This is a genomic window from Pseudomonas sp. GD04158 (assembly GCF_029834875.1).
Classification (GTDB): domain Bacteria; phylum Pseudomonadota; class Gammaproteobacteria; order Pseudomonadales; family Pseudomonadaceae; genus Aquipseudomonas; species Aquipseudomonas hydrolytica.
This window is the reverse complement of record NZ_JAODYT010000079.1, coordinates 1-17,628: the sequence shown is the minus strand read 5'-3', so window position 1 is coordinate 17,628 and position 17,628 is coordinate 1. Positions and strand designations below refer to the sequence as shown.

The window sequence follows — 17,628 nt, the reverse complement described above, 5'->3', positions numbered from 1 at the left end:
GCCGCCGGTCAGCGCGGCCAGCGAGTCGTTGGCGAAACCGCCGCTGCTGAGCATCTTCGGCGGCGCACTGGCAGCCAGCGCCTGCAGCTTGCCGGCGCGGCTCAGCGCCTTCTTCACCTTGGTCACCAGCTGCTCGTTGGAGAACGGCTTGCCGATGTAGTCGGAAACGCCGGCCTGGATCGCCTGCACCACGTTTTCCTTGTCGCCACGGCTGGTGACCATGATGAAGGGCGTGGTTTTCAGGCGCTCCTGCTCGCGGCACCAGGTCAGCAGCTCGAGGCCGGACATCTCCGGCATTTCCCAGTCGCAGAGAATCAGGTCGACATCCTGCCGACCCAGCAGCTGCTGGGCCTTGCGCCCGTTGACTGCCTCGTCGATCTGTACGCCGGGAAAGTGATCGCGCAGCCCTTTCTTGACCAGATCACGGATAAAGGTCGCGTCATCCACCACCAGCACACTGACTTTGCTCATCGGCCACTCCTGTACGAATGGCAATAAGCATAGTCATGGCCAGTGGCCTAAGGCCAACGGAAAACGCCGGACGCGCAACAAATCGCGCAAAGGAAACGGCCCGGCATGTCCCGGGCCGTGCGAAAGCCGCGGCGATCAGGCCTCGGGCTTGCCCTCGACCTCTTCGCGCATGCGCGTCAGGCCGATGTGGCGCACGTCGGTGCCGCGCACCAGGTAGATCACCAGTTCGGCGATGTTGCGCGCGTGGTCGCCGATGCGTTCCAGCGAGCGCAGCGCCCAGATCACGTTGAGCACGCGGGAGATCGAACGCGGATCTTCCATCATGTAGGTGACCAGCTCGCGCAGGGCGGTCTTGTACTCGCGGTCGACGGTCTTGTCGTACTGCGCCACCGACAGCGCCAGGTCGGCATCGAAACGGGCGAAGGCATCCAGCGCCTCCTGCACCATCCGGCGTACCTGGTCGCCGATGTGACGCACCTCGACATAGCCACGCGGCGACTCGCCTTCTTCACACAGCTGGATGGCGCGCTTGGCGATCTTGGTCGACTCGTCCCCGATGCGCTCCAGGTCGATCACCGACTTGGAGATGCTGATGATCAGGCGCAGGTCGGAGGCCGCCGGCTGGCGGCGGGCGAGGATGCGCACGCATTCCTCGTCGATGTTGCGCTCCATCTGGTTGATCTGGTCGTCGATCTCGCGCACCTGCTGGGCCAGGCCGGAGTCGGCCTCGATCAGCGCGGTGACGGCGTCGTTGACCTGCTTCTCCACCAGGCCGCCCATGGCCAGCAGGTGGCTGCGCACTTCTTCCAGCTCGGCGTTGAACTGCTGGGAGATGTGCTGGGTAAGGTTGTCTTTGTTGATCATGTTTCGCTCCGCGAAAGCTGCCGGCTTGGATGGCCATGGTGCGCACGGCGCACCCTACTGGTTGTTAAGGGATGGGCTTTGGCAGAGGGTGCTGGGCAAGGAGGCGGAACGCAGACAGTACCGGTTCCGCCGACGCAGTCCAGCGCCCTCTGACATGGCCATCAGCCGTAACGACCGGTGATGTAGTCTTCAGTCTGCTTCTTGGCCGGGTTGGTGAACAGGGTATCGGTGTCGCCGAACTCGATCAGCTTGCCCATGTACATGAACGCGGTGTAGTCGGAGACGCGCGCCGCCTGCTGCATGTTGTGGGTGACGATGACGATGGTGTACTTGCTCTTGAGCTCGTAGATCAGCTCTTCGACCTTCAGCGTGGAGATCGGGTCGAGCGCCGAGCAGGGTTCGTCGAGCAGCAACACTTCCGGCTGCACGGCCACGGTGCGGGCGATCACCAGACGCTGCTGCTGACCGCCGGACAGGCCGAGGGCCGAGTCATGCAGACGGTCCTTGACCTCGTCCCACAGCGCCGCGCTCTTCAGCGCCCACTCCACGGCCTCGTCGAGCACGCGCTTGCTGTTGATGCCCTGGATGCGCAGGCCGTACACCACGTTCTCGTAGATGCTCTTGGGGAAGGGGTTGGGCTTCTGGAACACCATGCCGACGCGACGACGCAGCTCGGCCACGTCCTCGCCCTTGCGGTAGATGTTGCGCCCGTCGATGTTGATCTCGCCTTCCACACGGCAACCGTCGACCAGGTCGTTCATGCGGTTGAAGGTGCGCAGCAGTGTCGACTTGCCGCAGCCGGACGGGCCGATGAAGGCGGTCACGCGCTGCTTGGGGATGTCCATCTTGACGTCGAACAGCGCCTGCTTCTGGCCGTAGTACAGGTTCAGGCCCGGCACCTGGATAGCCGTGGTCTCGTTGGCCAGGCTCAGGCTCTGCTTGTCGCGGCCGAGGGCGGCCAGGTCGATACCGTGGGTATGGGTTTCGTGTTGCATAAACTCACTCCGTTCGTAGCTACAAGCTGCAAGCTGCGCACCGGCGGTACGCGGCTCGTAGCTGCGTTAGTGATCCAGCGCCTTGTACTTCTCGCGCAGGTGGTTACGGATATAGACCGCGGTCAGGTTGAGCAGGGCGATGACGATCACCAGCAGCAGTGCCGTGGCGTACACCAGCGGGCGCGCGGCCTCGACGTTGGGGCTCTGGAAGCCGACGTCGTAGATGTGGAAGCCCAGGTGCATGATCTTCTGATCCAGGTGCAGATAGGGGTAGTTGCCGTTGAGCGGCAGGCTCGGCGCCAGCTTGACCACGCCCACCAGCATCAGCGGTGCCACCTCGCCGGCGGCACGTGCCACGGCGAGAATCAGGCCGGTCATCATCGCCGGGCTGGCCATCGGGATCACCACCTTCCACAGCGTCTCGGCCTTGGTCGCACCGAGGGCCAGCGAGCCTTCGCGCACCGCACGCGGGATACGCGCCAGACCTTCCTCGGTGGCGACGATGACCACCGGCAGGGTGAGGATCGCCAGGGTTAGCGAGGCCCACATCAGGCCCGGTGTGCCGAAGGTCGGCGCCGGGGCCGATTCGGGGAAGAACAGCCGGTCGATATTGCCGCCCAGCACATAGACGAAGAAGCCCAGGCCGAACACGCCGTAGACGATCGAGGGCACGCCGGCGAGGTTGTTCACCGCGATACGGATCACCCGGGTCAGCGCACCCTGATGCGCGTACTCGCGCAGATACACCGCGGCGATCACGCCGAACGGGGTGACGATCACCGCCATCAGCATCACCATCAGCACGGTGCCGAAGATGGCCGGGAAGATCCCGCCTTCGGTGTTGGCCTCACGCGGCTCGTCGCTGACGAACTCCCACAGCTTCATGGCGTAGAAGCCGAACTTGTCGAGGGTGCTCATGGCGTTCGGGCGGAAGGCCCGTACCACCTTGCCCAGGGCGATCTCGGTCTGCCGACCATCGCTGGCGCTCAGGGTCACGCTGTCGCGGTTGATCTGCTGAACCAGCGCGACCATCTGCTCTTCGAGCACCTTGTAGTCGGCATTCAGCGCGTCGCGGCGCGCATCCAGGGCGGCCTGCGCGTCGGCGTCCAGCTTGCCCTGCAGCTGCAGCTTGCGGCCTTCCAGACGAATGCGCTCGAGACCGTGGTTGATGCGGCCGATGTCCTTCTTCTCCAGGCGCACCAGTTGGGCATGCAGCGCGTCGACGCGATCCAGACGCTGCTGCAGTTCGGACCAGGCAGCATCGCCCTCGGCGACGACCTGTCCGCCTTCCTTGACGTTGATCAGGTTGCCGTAGAAGTTGCCCCATTCGCGGCGTTCCAGCACGGTGATGCCGGCCGGCTTGCGCGGGTTGCTCAGCCACTCGCCGACCACCCAGGTGAAATCGGCGCCGAACAGTTCGCGGTTGCCCACCTTGAGCAGCTCGCGGGTCATGAACTCGCCGCCCTCTTCGGCCACCGGCAGACCGGCGGCGGCCAGACGGGCGCGCGGCACTTCCTCGACCTGCACCACCTCACCGAGCATCACCCGCGCTTCCTGACCAGGCACCTGGTAGTCGGCTTCGAGGATATCGGCCGGCCAGAAATGGCCCAGACCGCGGGTGGCGATCACCGCCAGCAGACCGAGGGTCATGATGATGGCGATGGCCACCGCGCCACCGCTCATCCACACGCCCGGGGCGCCGCTCTTGTACCAGGATTTCAGGTTGTTCTGTTTCACGGACATATACCTTCCAAAACCTTAGAGCGACGAATACTTGGTGCGCAGGCGCTGACGAATCAGCTCGGCCAGGGTGTTCATCACGAAGGTGAACAGCAGCAGTACCAGCGCGGCGAGGAACAGCACGCGATAGTGGGTGCCGCCGACTTCCGACTCGGGCATTTCCACCGCGACGTTGGCAGCCAGGGTGCGCATGCCTTCGAAGATGTTGATGTCCATGATCGGCGTGTTGCCGGTGGCCATCAGCACGATCATGGTCTCGCCCACGGCGCGGCCCATGCCGATCATCAGCGCCGAGAAGATGCCCGGGCTGGCGGTGAGGATCACCACGCGGGTCAGGGTCTGCCAGGGCGTGGCGCCGAGGGCCAGAGAACCGAAGGTCAGGCTCTTGGGCACGCTGAACACGGCGTCTTCGGCGATCGAGTAGATGTTCGGGATCACCGCGAAACCCATGGCCAGACCCACCACCAGGGCGTTGCGCTGGTCGAAGGGAATGCCCAGGTCGTTGGACAGCCACAGGCGCATGTTGCCGTCGAAGAACCAGTTCTCCAGGTGGCCGCTGATCGACAGCGAGAACCAGCCCACGGCGATCACCACCGGGATCAGCAGCGCGGCTTCCCAACCGTCCGGCACGCGGTGGCGGACCGACTCGGGCATCTTGGTCCACAGGTAACCGGCGGCGAGGATCCCCACCGGGGTCAACAGCAGCAGGCTGAATATGCCGGGCAGGTGGTTCTCCAGGAACGGCGCGAGGAACAGGCCGGCGAAGAAACCGAGGATCACCGTCGGCAGCGCCTCCATCAGCTCGATCACCGGCTTGACCTTGGTGCGCATGCGCGGCGCCATGAAGTAGGCGGTGTAGATTGCCGCGGCCACCGCCAGGGGCGCGGCCAGAAGCATGGCGTAGAAGGCGGCCTTGAGAGTACCGAAGGCCAGCGGCGAGAGGCTCAGCTTGGCCTCGAAATCGGTGTTGGCCGAGGTGGACTGCCAGACGTAGTCCGGCTCCGGGTAGCTCTCGTACCAGACCTTGCCCCACAGCGCGCTCCAGGACACTTCCGGGTGCGGGTTGTCGACCACGAAGCGCTGCAGCTTGCCGTCCGACTCCACCAGCACGCGGCTGGCGCGCGGCGACAGGGCGGCAATACCGCGACCTTCGGCGACCTGCTCCTTGAGCAGGGTGCGGTGCGCGGTGCTGTGGAAGATGCCCAGGCGACCGCTCTCGTCCAGCGCCATGAAGCCCTTGCGGCGCTCCTCGGGGAGGATCTGGGTGATGGCGCTGGTGCCCAGCTGGAAGCTGCGGATCGGCTGGAAGGTGGACTTGCCGTCGCCATCGCGCACCATGAACCACTGCTGGATGCCGCCCTTGGCGTCACCGATCATGATCGAGATGCCGCCCAGCAGCGCCTTGGCGCTGGTGACGCGATTGGAGGCGTCCTTGAGCAGGTCGTAGCGGCCGTTGAGGCTGCGCTTGCGCAGATCGAAGACATCGGCGGTGGAGTCGCCGTTGAACACGTACAGCCACATCTGCCGCGGGTCGAGGATCAGCTGGGTGATCGGCTCGCCGATCTGCGGCAGGCCGATGCGCTCCTCGCTCAGGCTCACCTCGCCGGTGAACAGATTTTCCTCGCGCCCGATGCTGATCAGGTGCAGCTCACTGCCAGTGGCACCGGCCAGCATCAGGGTGCCGCTGTTGAGGTTCAACGCCACGTGCTCGAGCGGGCGACCCTGCGGGTCCAGCTCGATGGGCGTCTCGCCGTAGGGGTAGTCGATCTGCGGGGTGATGACGCGGACGTTGTCCGGATAGCTGACCTTGTAGTTGTGCTGAACGATCAGCACCTGGCCGTTGGACAGGCCGAGCACGGCGCGCCGGCTGCCCGGCTGATCCTGCGCTACCGAGGCGACGCTGACGCCTTCCGGCAACGGCAGTTGCAGGCGCTGCAGCGGCTCGCCGGTGCGCAGCTCGAAGAACTGCACCACGCCGGCGTCGTCCAGACGCATGGCCACCTGGTTCTGCTCTTCGATGGCCAGCAGCAGGGGCGCACCGGCCTGGCCGAGCCAGGCCGGCTGCTGGGCCTTGCGCGCCTCGATTTCGGCGCCCTGGAACATGGGCAGCACCACATGGGCCAGGTAGAAGAAGATCAGGGTGATGGCACCGAGTACCGCCAGGCCGCCAATCGAGACGTACCAGCGCGCCAGGCGATCCTTCAGCGCGCGCAGGCGGCGCTTGCGTTGCAGGGCGGGGGTGTTGAAGTCGATCCCCAGGGGGTTCTGCGGTCGGTTCACGGTGTCGTTTGCCAAGTCGTTCATGCGAGAAGTCTCTGCGCGGGCTCGAGTGCAGCGCATGCGGCTGCCCAGGCCTGCCAATCTAGCGGGCTTGTATGACAGAAAAGTTACAGTCAGCTGACATGACGAAACCCGCCACTCCTAAGAGGGCGGGTCGCGTTCTGTAAGGCGTCTAGCGCGCGGCCAGGCTTACAGACCCAGTTCCTTCAGGGCTTTCTCGGCCACTTTCGACGGCAGCGGGATGTAACCATCCTTCATCACCACTTCCTGGCCTTGCTTGGACAGCATCAGCTTGACGAACTCGGCGTCCAGCGGGCTCAGCGGCTGGTTCGGCGCCTTGTTGACGTAGACGTAGAAGAAGCGAGCCAGCGGGAACTTGCCAGCCAGGGCGTTCTCTTCGGAAGCTTCGAAGGCTTCGCCGCCTTTCTTCGACAGCGGAACGGCGCGCACGCTGGAGGTCTTGTAGCCGATGCCCGAGTAACCGATGGCGTTCAGGGTGCTGGAGATCGACTGCACCACGGAAGCCGAACCCGGCTGCTCGTTGACGTTGGACTTGAAGTCACCTTTGCACAGGGCTTCTTCCTTGAAGTAGCCGTAGGTGCCGGAAACCGAGTTGCGGCCGAACAGCTGCAGCGGCTTGCTGGCCCACTCGCCGGTCAGACCGAGGTCACCCCAGGTCTTGATGTCCTTGTCGCCACCGCACAGGCGGGTGCTGGAGAAGATCGCGTCGACCTGCTCGATGGACAGCGACTTGATCGGGTTGTCCTTGTGCACGAACACGGCCAGGGCGTCGATGGCCACCGGAACGGCGGTCGGCTTGTAGCCGTACTTCTCTTCGAAGGCCTGGATTTCGCTGTCCTTCATCGGACGGCTCATCGGGCCCATGTTGGCGGTGCCTTCGGTCATGGCGGGCGGCGCGGTGGAGGAACCGGCGGCCTGGATCTGGATGTTGACGTTGGGGTAGTTCTTCTTGAACTCTTCTGCCCACAGGGTCATCAGGTTGGCCAGGGAGTCGGAGCCGACGCTGGACAGGTTACCCGATACACCGGAAGTCTTTTCGTAGTTCGGCAGAGCCGGGTCGACGGCGGCTACAGCAGATACGGCGCTTACGCCGGCGGCGGCGAAAGTCAGGGCCGCCATCAAACGCTTCAGTTTCATGCCTTGCTCCTAGCAGGATAGTGTTGGTTGAGCGGGCCAAGTATCTGCAGGCCTCGTGAACACTCTATGAAACGAATGTGACAGTTAAATGAACGTCGACGGCTTTCGGGTACAGCAGAGAGAAAGCGCTTCGGATGGTTTGGGAAAAGAGTGGGTGATACCGGACTGGCAAGTTTATGTACGTATCGCTCACGGGCTTAGCACTATCCACTACCGCATGCGCTGGGCGTTTGGGTTGCGCCCCTTACGGGCGCCACACCTTGATTCGCTGCGCTCACCCTTCGGGCCAGCCTGCGGCTGTTACTCCGCTTCGCTGCGTTTCCTCGCTCCGGCGCCGCTCCGGGGCCGGCTTACAAGGGCCTTCCCTGGCCCTTTAAGCGGGGCCGCCATCGGTATCTCGCCGCATCCCTGCGGCTCGTCCCCCTACGCAACACCTCCGCTCGGCCTCCTGAAGGGGATCGGGTCGCGAGCTTGCGAAATCTCCAGAAGATCAAAGTCGGTAGCGTTTGGCTTTTGCTCTTGAAGCGCGATCTCACAGACGACGCCCCAAGTCCCCTTCAGGAGGCCGAGTGGAATCACCATGGAAGGGGTTGAGCGGCATGGATGCCGCGAGAGCCGTGATGGGCCAGGGATGGCCCTTCGTCGGTGGGCCGCATCCGGTCGTGCCCCTGGAGTGGTGATGGAGCGAGGGAACCCCGGCGCAGCCGGGGCCGGATGTAGGGGTGTGTTTCTTTGCTTACTTTCTTTGCACAAGCAAAGAAAGTGAGTCGCCCGTGAGGGGCGAAACCAAGACGAGAGATCGACACGCCAATGATCTTGGCCCGGATATAAATAGCGCAAAAGCACACACTTATCTGCCAGTCCAGTCTGCTCAGCCCCCATAAAAAGCCCCCGCACGCAATGCGTGCAGGGGCTCGGATGACGCACTGGGGTTACTGCATGTTCTGCTTCAGCGCACGCATGCGGTCATGGCAGGCGCGCACCTTGGGCATCTCCACCGCCAGCAGTACCCGCACGTCCTGGTCGGCGCTCTCCAGTGCATCCTCGAAGGCATGCAGGATGCGGTCTTCGGCCTCTTCCAGCTGGGCCACGTAGGCGGCGTCCTCGTCCTTGGACAGGGTGGCGCGGGTATCGGCGTAGAGCTGGCGCAGCTTGCCCAGCAGGGTGCCGCCGCTCGCCGGGTCGGCCTGGTTGGCGGCCACCTTGACGCTCAGGGCGTCGATCACCTCGGTCTTGGCCCGCACCATGTCGCGGAACAGCGCCTGCAGGCGGATGTCCTTGACCTCGTCGTGGGCATGCTCGTAGAAGCGCTTGCCGTCGCGGGTAATTTCGATCAGTTCGTTGAGTTGTGCGGTCTTGCTGCTCATGGGATCTCTCCTTGGCTATGGGACTTGCGGTTGTCGGCCATTCCGTCGGCCGGTATCGGTCAGGTTCAGCTGCTGATGCGCAGGGCGTCGGCATCGACGCCGCGCACACCGCGGATATTGCGGGCGATCTCCACCGCCAGACGTTTCTCGGCACTGCTCAGCACGCTACCGCGTAGCCTGACCAGGCCGTCCTCGGTGTCCACCGAGATGTTCAGCGCATCAAGGTTGCGGCTATACAGGAAGCTGGCCTTGACCTTGCTGGTGATCCAGCTGTCGCTGATGTCTTCGCGCGCTTCCTCGACAGCCGTCTGCACCTCGCTACTGCTGCTGTCGGCGGTGCTGATGCTCAGGTGATTGAACACTTCGCGCACGCCATCGGTGTTGGCGGCGAGCTGGCCGGCCAACTCCTTGGCGGCCGGGGTCTGCGCGTGGCCGCTGAGGGTGATGGCGCCGTTCTGGCTCTTGACCTGGATATCCAGGCCACGGGTGTTGCTGTTCCACAGCAGCTTGGATTTCACCGTCGCCGCCAGGCTGGCGTCCTCCAGCTGCTGCACCAGCCGCGGCGGCTCGTTCTCAGCGGTGGCGGCATCGACCACGATGCGGTTATCCACGCGCTCCACCCCCTTCACGCTCAGCGCCACCTCCTCGGCCAGCTCCTTCTGCACCTCGCTTTCGACTTGACCATCAAGGGTGGCGCGGCCCTTCTCGACTGCCACGTCGAGCCTGAAGGGGTTGAGGTGACGGTTCAGGGCGAAGGCCGTCCAGATCGAACCCTCCTGGCGTGCGGCCTCGATCTGCTCGGTCAGCCCGTCCGTGGCAGCATGGCTGGCCAGGGGCGTCAGACTCAGCAGCAGCGCAGTGCCACCGGCCAGCATCAGGGTTCTCAAAAACGGCATTACAGGGTCCTCGCGGGTGAATCACGAGAACAATTTCGCAAGGCCCGTGCCAGCCCGGACAAAAGAAATAATCCTTTTAAAACAGATACTTATTAACCACTATCAGGCGCCCCCTGCGTGCAGGTTGCAGGGTTGCAGGCATACTACCGTGCAACTTGCACGACTTTTACCTGACTAACCTCCATCGACCAGTCACAGGGAGCAACAACATGGCAGCGTCAGAACAGACCAGCGGGCGCATTCTGCTGGTGGACGACGAGGCGGCAATCCTGCGCACCTTCCGCTACTGCCTGGAAGATGAGGGCTACGAGGTCGCCGGCGCCAGCAGCGCGGCGCAGGCCGAAGCGCTGTTGCAGCGCCAGGTGTTCGACCTGTGTTTCCTCGACCTGCGCCTGGGCGAGGACAATGGCCTCGACCTGCTGGCGCAGATGCGCATCCAGGCCCCCTGGATGCGCGTGGTGATCGTCACCGCCCACTCGGCCGTGGACACCGCGGTCGACGCGATCCAGGCCGGCGCCGCCGACTATCTGGTCAAGCCCTGCACGCCGGACCAGCTGCGCCTCGCCGCCATCAAGCAGCTGGAGGTGCGCGCCCTGGCGGCGCGGCTGGAGGCGCTGGAAGGCGAAGTGCGCAAGGCCAAGGACGGTCTCGACTCGCACAGCCCGACGATGATGGCGATCCTGGAAACCGCGCGCCAGGTGGCGGCCACCGATGCCAACATCCTCATCCTCGGCGAATCCGGCACCGGCAAGGGCGAACTGGCCCGCGCCATCCACGGCTGGAGCCGCCGCGCCAAGCGCACCTGCGTGACCATCAACTGCCCGTCGCTGACCGCCGAGCTGATGGAAAGCGAGCTGTTCGGCCATGCCCGCGGCTCCTTCACCGGCGCCAGCGAGAGCACCCAGGGCCGGGTCAGCCAGGCCGACGGCGGCACCCTGTTCCTTGACGAGATCGGCGACTTCCCGCTCGCCCTGCAACCCAAGCTGCTTCGCTTCATCCAGGACAAGGAATACGAACGCGTGGGCGATCCGGTCACCCGCCGCGCCGATGTGCGCATCGTCGCCGCCACCAACCTGGATCTGGACGAGATGGTGCGCGAGGGGCGCTTTCGCGAGGACCTGCTGTATCGCCTCAACGTCATCACCCTCAAGCTGCCGCCGCTGCGCGAACGCCATGAAGACGTGATGTCCCTGGCCGAGCGCTTTCTCGCCCACTTCGTCAGCGATTACGGCCGCCCGGCCTGCGGCTTCAGCCCCGAGGCGGTCGCCGCCCTGCAGTCCTACCACTGGCCGGGCAACATCCGCGAACTGCGCAACGTCATCGAGCGCGCCAGCATCATCTGCCAGCAGGAGGCCGTGGAGGTCGCCCACCTCGGCCTCGGCGGCAGCAGCGATGCGCCCAACGGCGCCATCCGCGTGGGCGCGCCCATGAGCCTCGAGGAGTTGGAAAAGGCTCATATCGCTGCCGTTCTGGCCAGCAGCAACACCCTGGACATGGCCGCCAGGACCCTGGGCATCGATACTTCGACCCTGTATCGCAAACGCAAGCAGTACAACCTCTGACCATGGAATCGCCATGAAGCTGTCGATGAAGCTTCGCACGCGTCTGTTCCTCAGCATTTCCGCGCTGATCACCGTGGCGCTGCTGGGGCTGCTGCTCGGGCTGTTCAGCGTCACGCAGATGTCCCGCAGCCAGAGCGACCTGATCCAGCGCGGCTTCACCGCCGTGCAGATCGGCCAGAAGCTGCGCCAGCACCTGGGCGACGAGCTGATCCTGCTGATCGGCCAGACACCGAACCCGGAGGCCCTGGAAAATATCCGTCAGGCCTTTCGCAGCACCCTGGCCGAAGGTTTCGGCGCCAAGCTGGGCGCGGACTACGTGCAGGGCCTCGAGCAGGCCGCGATCCTGCATCGCCAGATGGAACAGGTGGCTGAAAGTGCCACTCCTGCCGGCCAGTCGCCGCACAACCTGGCTGGCAACATCCCCTTTACCGAAGCCTTCCAGAAGCTACGCAACCACCTGCTGGATCAGCAGGACCGGGTCGTCAGCTGGGTCATCGCCGCCGAGCACAAGGCCGGCGAGCGCTCCCGGCTGATCGCCGGCCTGCTGGTGATGACGGGCCTGGCCGTGCTGGCGATCGGCGTCATCACCGCCAACGGCATCGCCCGCCGTTTCGGCGCCCCCATCGATCTGCTGGCGCGCGCCGCGGACCAGATCGGCAAAGGCCAGTACGACGTGGTATTGCCGGTGTCACCAGTGGTGGAGCTGGCCGTGTTGAGCCGCCGCTTCGGCCTGATGACCGAGGCCTTGCGCCAGTACCATTCGAGCAATCTCAAGCAGCTGCTCAACAGCGAAGGCCGTCTGAAGGCGGTGCTCGACAGTATCGACGACGGCCTGGTGATCCTCGATGCCCTGGGCCGCGTCGAGCATGCCAATCCCGTGGCCCTGAGCCAGCTGTCGTGGAAGCAGGACATACAGGATCAGCCCATCGGCCCGCTGCTGCCCGGCCACGCCGTGGACGAGGCATTGCGCCAGGTGCTGGCCGGCGAGCCGATGCGCGCGCCACCGGCAGACCTGCAGATCGACCGCAACGGCGAGGTTCGTCTGCTGGCCTGGGCCCTGACCCCGGTACAGGTTCGCGAGGGCGGCAGTGTCGGCGCCGTGATGGTGCTGCGTGACGTCACCGAGCAACGCGCCTTCGAGCGGGTACGCAGCGAATTCATCCTGCGTGCCTCCCATGAGCTGCGTACACCGATCACCGGCATGCACATGGCCTTCAGCCTGCTGCGCGAACGGCTGCAGGTGCCAGCGGGCGGACGCGAGCAGGACCTGATGCGCACCGTCGACGAGGAAATGCGCCGCCTGGTGCAGCTGATCGACGACCTGCTCAACTTTTCGCGCTACCAGAACGGCCTGCAGACCCTGCAGCGGGTCCCGTGCGATCTCGCCGTCATGCTCCAGCAGGCGCGCCAGCGCTTCACCGACGAAGCAAGCGAGCGCGGCGTGACCATCACCTGCGAGCTGCACCAGCCGCTGCCGCGCCTGAGCCTCGATGAGGGCCAGCTACACCGCCTGCTCGACAGCCTGCTCAGCAACGCGCTGCGCCACAGCGACTCGGGCGGCACCGTGACCCTGCAGGCGCACCGCCACGGCGAACAGGTGATCGTCAGCGTGCAAGACCAGGGCGAGGGCATTCCCTACGAACAGCAGGCGCGCATCTTCGAGCCGTTCGTGCAGATCGGCCGGCGCAAGGGTGGGGTCGGGCTGGGGCTGGCCTTGGCACGGGAGATCGTGCAGCTGTTTGGCGGGCAGCTGGGCGTACGCTCCCGCCCGCGCGAAGGCGCCAACTTCTACTTCAGCCTGCCGGTCTAGCGCCCGGCTAGCGCAAGGCGTTCGGTCAGCGCAGCACGGGGTCGAACTTGAAGCGGCGACCCAGCATCAACGCCAGCAGGAAGCCGAGACCGAAGACGGCAGCGGCGCCCTTGAGCAGCAGGCTGACCGGCTCTCCCAGGCCGGGCATCAGCCAGAGGCTGGCCAGGCTCAGGAGCGTCATGATCAGCAGGATGACGGCACTTCGGGACATGGCGCAATTCCTTGTCGGTCAGAACACCCAGCGCGGCGTGCTGACGGCGGGACGCGGTTCGCGGTTGGCGGTATCGGTCTCGTCGGAGATGCGCAGCCACTGGGCATCGTCCTGGGCACGGCGGGAGCCGCTGGATTGACTCAACTCGCGCTGCTCGGCAGAAGCGGATTCGCGTGACTGAGCATTGGAAACGGTAAGGTCGGCGGTCCTGGCACTGGCGCCGGCCGAACCGATGAAATCGTTGGCGTAAGCCCCGTTGACCAGCAATGTAGCGACGCAGAACAGGCTCAGTCGGACGAGGTACATGGCGCTTCTCCATCAGCAGGTCAGTCGGGGCTTACGGGACTGATTTCTGCAGCGCTCATGCCAATCCGAAACGACACAAAAAATCCTTATAAATCAGGCACTTATTCTAAAAATAAAAGCCATCTGCCTTGCACTTTGCAAGATGCATGAAACGCGACACATGCAATTTGCACGATCAGACGCGGCGCGGTAGCAGGACGCTGAAGCAGGAGCCCTCACCCAGGCGGCTGCTCAGTTCGATGCGCCCTCCGTGGGCCTGCACGATCTGCTCGCTGATGAACAGGCCGAGCCCAAGCCCCTGGGCGACACCGGCGTCGCAGACCCGCTCGAACTGCTCGAACACCCGCCGCTGGTCCGCTTCGGAAATGCCCATGCCCTGGTCGCGCACCTCGGCGCGGACGGTCTCGCCCTCGCTGCTGACCCGCACCAGCACCGGCTTGCCGCCTCCGTAGCGCAAGGCGTTGGTCAGCAGGTTGGCCAGCACCTGCTCGATGCGGAACTCGTCCATCATCACCGGCGCGGGGCCGTCCACCTGCAGGTCGATGTGGTTGCCCTGACTGGCGAACTGCGCGGCCAGACCCTCCACGACGTTGCCGGCCAGTACGCCGAGGTCTCCCGGTTGGGGTATCACCGAAAGCTTGCCGGTACGGATGCGCGACACGTCCAGCATGTCGTCGATCAGGCGGCTCAGGCTGCGGATCTGTCGCTCGTCGCGGGCGATCATCTCGTGCAGCTTGTCCGGGGTGAAGGCATCCGTGCGGCCCTGCTCCAGGCGCAGCTTGCGCAGCTGCACGTCGAGGATCAGGCCATTGAGCGGGGTACGCAGCTCGTGGGAGGCGATGGACATGAACGAGTCGCGCATCTGCACCGCCTTCTGCAACTCGGCCTGGGTCTCGCGCAGCTCGGTGAGCAGGGCCTCCTGTTCGCGCCGCGCGGCCTCGAGCACTTCCAGCTGCTGGCTCAGCGCCTTGCGGTGACGGTACAGCTCGACGAACATCGACACCTTGCTGCGCACCTCGAAGGGCGATAGCGGCTTGTGCAGGAAATCCACAGCGCCGCTCTCGTAGCCCTTGAAGGCATAGTCCATGTCGCGGCCGACGGCGCTGACGAAGATGATCGGGATATGCCGGGTCTTCTCCGTTCCGCGCATCAGCTCGGCCAGTTCGAAACCGTTCATGCCCGGCATCTTCACATCGAGGATGGCCAGGGCGAATTCATGCTCGAGCATCAGCGACAGCGCCTCGTCGGCGCTACTGGCCTGGAACAGCGTGCGATCGTCGCTCTGGATCAGCGAGCGCAGAGCCAGCAGGTTCTCCGGCAGGTCGTCGACGATCAGCACCTTGGCTTCAATCTTCCTTAGCATGGCGGGGCATCCAGTTCGGCCAGCAGCAGTCGCATGGCGGTGAGGGGCAGGAGAAAATCCGGTTGCAGCAGCGCCAGCGCCGCCTCCGGCATGGTCGGGACCTGGGCGTCGGCGGGGTCCTGTACCAAGGTCAGGCCGCCGGCCCGCTGGATCGCCAGCAGGCCGGCCGCGCCGTCCTCGTTGGCTCCGGTGAGCAGGGCGGCAGCCAGCCGCGCACCGTAGGCGTCGGCAGCGGACTCGAACAGAATGTCGATCGACGGCCGCGAGAAATGCCGCGGCTCCTCGCGACTGAGGGAAAAGCTGCGATCCGCCTCGATGGACAGGTGATAGCCGGCCGGCGCCACGTAGACCACGCCGCCGCGCAGGTATTCCTTGTCCGCGGCCTCCTTGACCTGCAGCTGCAGGCGCCGAGCGAACAGGTCGGCGAGCAGGCTGTCGTTGCGATCGGGCTGATGCAGCAGGCACACCACCGGCAGGCGGTAGCTCGGCGGCAGATCGACGAGCAGCTGCAGCAGCGCCTCCACGCCGCCGGCGGAGGCGCCCAGCAGCAGTGCCTGCAGGGGCACGCGGGGGCGGCCACGCAGCATGATCCTCTGCTCGTTCATCGCTTGCGAAAGATCCGCTCGGGCCGCGCCAACGCCTCGAACTGGTTGGCATAGGCGGAGAAATCCAGGCTTTCCTTGCTGCCCAGGCCGAGGAAGCCGCGATGGCACAGCGAGTCGTGAAACAGCCCGAGGGCACGGTCCTGCAGGTCACGGTTGAAGTAGATCAGCACGTTGCGGCAGGACACCAGGTGGGTCTCGGCAAACACGCTGTCGGTGGCCAGGCTGTGATCGGCGAAGGTCACGTTGGCCCGCAGCGACTTGTCGAACAGCACCCGGTCGTAGGCCGCCGAGTAGTAGTCGGAGAAGGCGCGCTTGCCGCCGGACAGCTGGTAGTTCTGGGTGTAGGTGCGCAGGTTGTCGAGGGCGAAGATGCCCTGCTCGGCCTTCTCCAGCGAATGCGGGTTGATGTCCGTGGCATAGATCATGGTGCGCTCCAGCAGGCCTTCCTCACGCAGCAGGATAGCCAGGGAATACACCTCTTCGCCGGTGCTGCAGCCGGCCACCCAGACCTTCAGGGAAGGATAGGTGTGCAGCAGCGGCACCACCTGCTGGCGCAGCGCCAGGAAGTAGCCGGGGTCGCGGAACATTTCGCTGACCGGGATGGTGAGGTACTGCAGCAGCTGCATGAACACCTGCGGCTCGTGCAGGATGCGCTCCTGCAGGGCCGAGATGGTCGGGCAGTCCAGCTGCACCTGCGCCTGCCGCACGCGGCGCTTGAGCGATGCCTTGGAGTAGTCGCGAAAGTCGTAGCTGTAGCGCAGGTAGATCGCTTCGATCAGCAGGCGCAGCTCGATCTCGTCAGGCATCAGAGACGCTCCAGCTTGGGCATCCACACGCGGATCAGGGAGAACAGGCGATCCAGGTCGATGGGCTTGGCCAGGTAGTCGTTGGCGCCGGCCTCGCGGCAGCGCTCCTGGTCGTCCTTCATCGCCTTGGCCGTCACCGCGATGATCGGCAGGTTGTTCCAGCGCGGCTGCTGGCGAATCTTGCGGGTGGCCTCATAACCATCCATCTCCGGCATCATCACGTCCATCAGCACCAGATCGATGTCGTCGTGCTCGTCCAGCTTGGCCAGCGCCTCGAAGCCGTTGCGGGCCACCTCCACCGCCGCCCCCTTCTGTTCCAGCGCACTGGACAGGGCGAAGATGTTGCGTACGTCGTCATCCACCAGCAGCAGGCGGCGCCCTTCGAACAGTTTTTCCCGGCTGCGCGCGGTCTTGAGCATGCGCTGATGCTCGCTGGACAGCGACGACTCGACCTTGTGCAGGAACAGGGTGACTTCGTCCAGCAGACGCTCCGGCGAGCGCGCGCCCTTGATGATGATCGAGCGCGAATAGCGCAGCAGCTCGGCCTCTTCTTCGCGGGTGAGGTTGCGCCCGGTGTAGACGATCACCGGCGGGAAGGAGCAGATGTCCTCCTCGGCCATGCGCCGCAGCAGCTCGTTGCCGAGCATGTCGGGCAACTTGAGGTCGATGATCATGCAGTCGAACACCGTGTCGCGCAGCTTCTCCAGCGCTTCGCCGGCCAGGGCCACAGCGCTGATCTCGATGTCCTCGTCGCCGATCAGACGGGCGATGCTGTTGCGCTGCAGCGGGTCGTCCTCGACCAGCAACACGCGCTTGACCTGCTGATTGAGCTTGGCCTCCAGCTTGCCGAACACCTCCTTGAGCTGGTCGCGGCTGGTGGGTTTGAGCGCATAGCCCACGGCGCCCAGGTGCAGGGCCGCCTCGCTGTGGTCCTCCACCGAGACCACATGAACCGGGATGTGACGGGTCTGCGCGTCGTCCTTCAGGCGCTGCAGCACGCCGAGCCCGGAATCGTCGGGCAGGCGCATGTCCAGCAGAATGGCGTCCGGACGGTACTGACGAGCCAGCTCCAGCCCCTCGTCGGCACTGGTGGCCACCAGGCAGGCGTAACCCAGTTCGTGAGCCAGATCGAAGAGGATGCGGGCGAAGCGCACCTCGTCCTCCACCACCAGCACGCGGCGGCCGCCGCGTTCA

16 protein-coding genes are annotated in these 17,628 nt (G+C 65.0%); 2 read left to right on the top strand and 14 right to left on the bottom strand.

Annotated elements, in window-relative coordinates; all coding sequences use genetic code 11:
* From N7333_RS20820 to N7333_RS20785, 8 genes are all read right to left on the bottom strand, one after another.
* Positions 1–471: response regulator (locus N7333_RS20820; protein WP_279859336.1), on the bottom strand; the 471-nt coding region annotated here is incomplete at its 3' end.
* Positions 472–606: 135 nt separating this feature from the next.
* Positions 607–1,335: a phosphate signaling complex protein PhoU gene (phoU, locus tag N7333_RS20815; RefSeq protein ID WP_003242218.1), complete on the bottom strand. Its 729-nt coding sequence runs from the start codon at positions 1,333–1,335 to the stop codon at positions 607–609.
* 161 nt (positions 1,336–1,496) lie between these two features.
* Positions 1,497–2,330, bottom strand: a complete 834-nt coding sequence (gene pstB / locus N7333_RS20810) for a phosphate ABC transporter ATP-binding protein PstB (RefSeq protein ID WP_003242217.1) — start codon at positions 2,328–2,330, stop codon at positions 1,497–1,499.
* 66 nt (positions 2,331–2,396) lie between these two features.
* Positions 2,397–4,073 carry a phosphate ABC transporter permease PstA gene (gene pstA, locus N7333_RS20805; protein WP_011920491.1) on the bottom strand — a complete coding sequence of 559 codons (1,677 nt, stop codon included), beginning with the start codon at positions 4,071–4,073 and terminating at the stop codon, positions 2,397–2,399.
* Between the two features lie 15 nt (positions 4,074–4,088).
* Complete coding sequence (locus tag N7333_RS20800) at positions 4,089–6,374, bottom strand: ABC transporter permease subunit (protein ID WP_003242214.1); 2,286 nt, start codon at positions 6,372–6,374, stop codon at positions 4,089–4,091.
* A 165-nt stretch (positions 6,375–6,539) separates the two neighbouring features.
* Positions 6,540–7,508 (bottom strand): phosphate ABC transporter substrate-binding protein PstS family protein, encoded by a 969-nt coding sequence (locus N7333_RS20795; protein WP_003242212.1) that lies wholly within the window; start codon positions 7,506–7,508, stop codon positions 6,540–6,542.
* A gap of 932 nt (positions 7,509–8,440) precedes the next feature.
* On the bottom strand, positions 8,441–8,875 hold the full coding sequence (locus N7333_RS20790; RefSeq protein WP_003242210.1) for a PA2169 family four-helix-bundle protein: 435 nt from the start codon (positions 8,873–8,875) through the stop codon (positions 8,441–8,443).
* A gap of 65 nt (positions 8,876–8,940) precedes the next feature.
* A complete protein-coding gene (locus N7333_RS20785) occupies positions 8,941–9,771 on the bottom strand; it encodes a BON domain-containing protein (protein WP_129483269.1) in 831 nt (276 codons plus the stop codon).
* 209 nt (positions 9,772–9,980) lie between these two features.
* On the opposite strand from N7333_RS20785, the gene algB reads away from it, so the two are divergent.
* The gene (gene algB / locus N7333_RS20780; RefSeq protein ID WP_129483268.1) at positions 9,981–11,333 is read left to right on the top strand and encodes a sigma-54-dependent response regulator transcription factor AlgB; all 1,353 of its coding nucleotides are present in this window, start codon (positions 9,981–9,983) and stop codon (positions 11,331–11,333) included.
* A gap of 13 nt (positions 11,334–11,346) precedes the next feature.
* On the top strand, positions 11,347–13,143 hold the full coding sequence (locus N7333_RS20775) for an ATP-binding protein (RefSeq protein ID WP_129483267.1): 1,797 nt from the start codon (positions 11,347–11,349) through the stop codon (positions 13,141–13,143).
* A 25-nt stretch (positions 13,144–13,168) separates the two neighbouring features.
* Here N7333_RS20775 and N7333_RS20770 read toward each other — a convergent pair whose 3' ends face one another.
* From N7333_RS20770 to N7333_RS20745, 6 genes are all read right to left on the bottom strand, one after another.
* Complete coding sequence (locus N7333_RS20770; RefSeq protein WP_003242203.1) at positions 13,169–13,354, bottom strand: PA3371 family protein; 186 nt, start codon at positions 13,352–13,354, stop codon at positions 13,169–13,171.
* Positions 13,355–13,372: 18 nt separating this feature from the next.
* Entirely contained in the window at positions 13,373–13,660 is a 288-nt protein-coding gene (locus tag N7333_RS20765) for a hypothetical protein (protein WP_003242201.1), read from the bottom strand.
* A 175-nt stretch (positions 13,661–13,835) separates the two neighbouring features.
* Complete coding sequence (locus tag N7333_RS20760; protein WP_129483266.1) at positions 13,836–15,023, bottom strand: hybrid sensor histidine kinase/response regulator; 1,188 nt, start codon at positions 15,021–15,023, stop codon at positions 13,836–13,838.
* The gene (locus N7333_RS20755; RefSeq protein ID WP_129483265.1) at positions 15,017–15,628 is read right to left on the bottom strand and encodes a chemotaxis protein CheB; all 612 of its coding nucleotides are present in this window, start codon (positions 15,626–15,628) and stop codon (positions 15,017–15,019) included. The genes N7333_RS20760 and N7333_RS20755 overlap by 7 nt, the downstream gene beginning before the upstream one ends.
* Complete coding sequence (locus N7333_RS20750; RefSeq protein ID WP_003242194.1) at positions 15,625–16,434, bottom strand: protein-glutamate O-methyltransferase CheR; 810 nt, start codon at positions 16,432–16,434, stop codon at positions 15,625–15,627. Before N7333_RS20750 ends, N7333_RS20755 begins: the two co-directional genes overlap by 4 nt.
* A partial coding sequence (locus N7333_RS20745) for a response regulator (RefSeq protein ID WP_279859335.1) occupies positions 16,434–17,628 on the bottom strand: 1,195 nt, incomplete at its 5' end. The genes N7333_RS20745 and N7333_RS20750, both read right to left, overlap by 1 nt.

Excerpts from the sequence above, each read along its gene's own strand:
- phoU (WP_003242218.1), bottom strand. The coding sequence starts at position 1,335 with ATGATCAACAAAGACAACCTTACCCAGCACATCTCCCAGCAGTTCAAC.
- N7333_RS20800 (WP_003242214.1), bottom strand. The coding sequence starts at position 6,374 with ATGAACGACTTGGCAAACGACACCGTGAACCGACCGCAGAACCCCCTG.
- algB (WP_129483268.1), top strand. The coding sequence starts at position 9,981 with ATGGCAGCGTCAGAACAGACCAGCGGGCGCATTCTGCTGGTGGACGAC.
- N7333_RS20770 (WP_003242203.1), bottom strand. The coding sequence starts at position 13,354 with ATGTCCCGAAGTGCCGTCATCCTGCTGATCATGACGCTCCTGAGCCTG.
- N7333_RS20765 (WP_003242201.1), bottom strand. The coding sequence starts at position 13,660 with ATGTACCTCGTCCGACTGAGCCTGTTCTGCGTCGCTACATTGCTGGTC.
- N7333_RS20785 (WP_129483269.1), bottom strand. The coding sequence starts at position 9,771 with ATGCCGTTTTTGAGAACCCTGATGCTGGCCGGTGGCACTGCGCTGCTG.
- N7333_RS20790 (WP_003242210.1), bottom strand. The coding sequence starts at position 8,875 with ATGAGCAGCAAGACCGCACAACTCAACGAACTGATCGAAATTACCCGC.
- N7333_RS20750 (WP_003242194.1), bottom strand. The coding sequence starts at position 16,434 with ATGCCTGACGAGATCGAGCTGCGCCTGCTGATCGAAGCGATCTACCTG.
- N7333_RS20760 (WP_129483266.1), bottom strand. The coding sequence starts at position 15,023 with ATGCTAAGGAAGATTGAAGCCAAGGTGCTGATCGTCGACGACCTGCCG.
- N7333_RS20775 (WP_129483267.1), top strand. The coding sequence starts at position 11,347 with ATGAAGCTGTCGATGAAGCTTCGCACGCGTCTGTTCCTCAGCATTTCC.
- pstA (WP_011920491.1), bottom strand. The coding sequence starts at position 4,073 with ATGTCCGTGAAACAGAACAACCTGAAATCCTGGTACAAGAGCGGCGCC.
- N7333_RS20795 (WP_003242212.1), bottom strand. The coding sequence starts at position 7,508 with ATGAAACTGAAGCGTTTGATGGCGGCCCTGACTTTCGCCGCCGCCGGC.
- pstB (WP_003242217.1), bottom strand. The coding sequence starts at position 2,330 with ATGCAACACGAAACCCATACCCACGGTATCGACCTGGCCGCCCTCGGC.
- N7333_RS20755 (WP_129483265.1), bottom strand. The coding sequence starts at position 15,628 with ATGAACGAGCAGAGGATCATGCTGCGTGGCCGCCCCCGCGTGCCCCTG.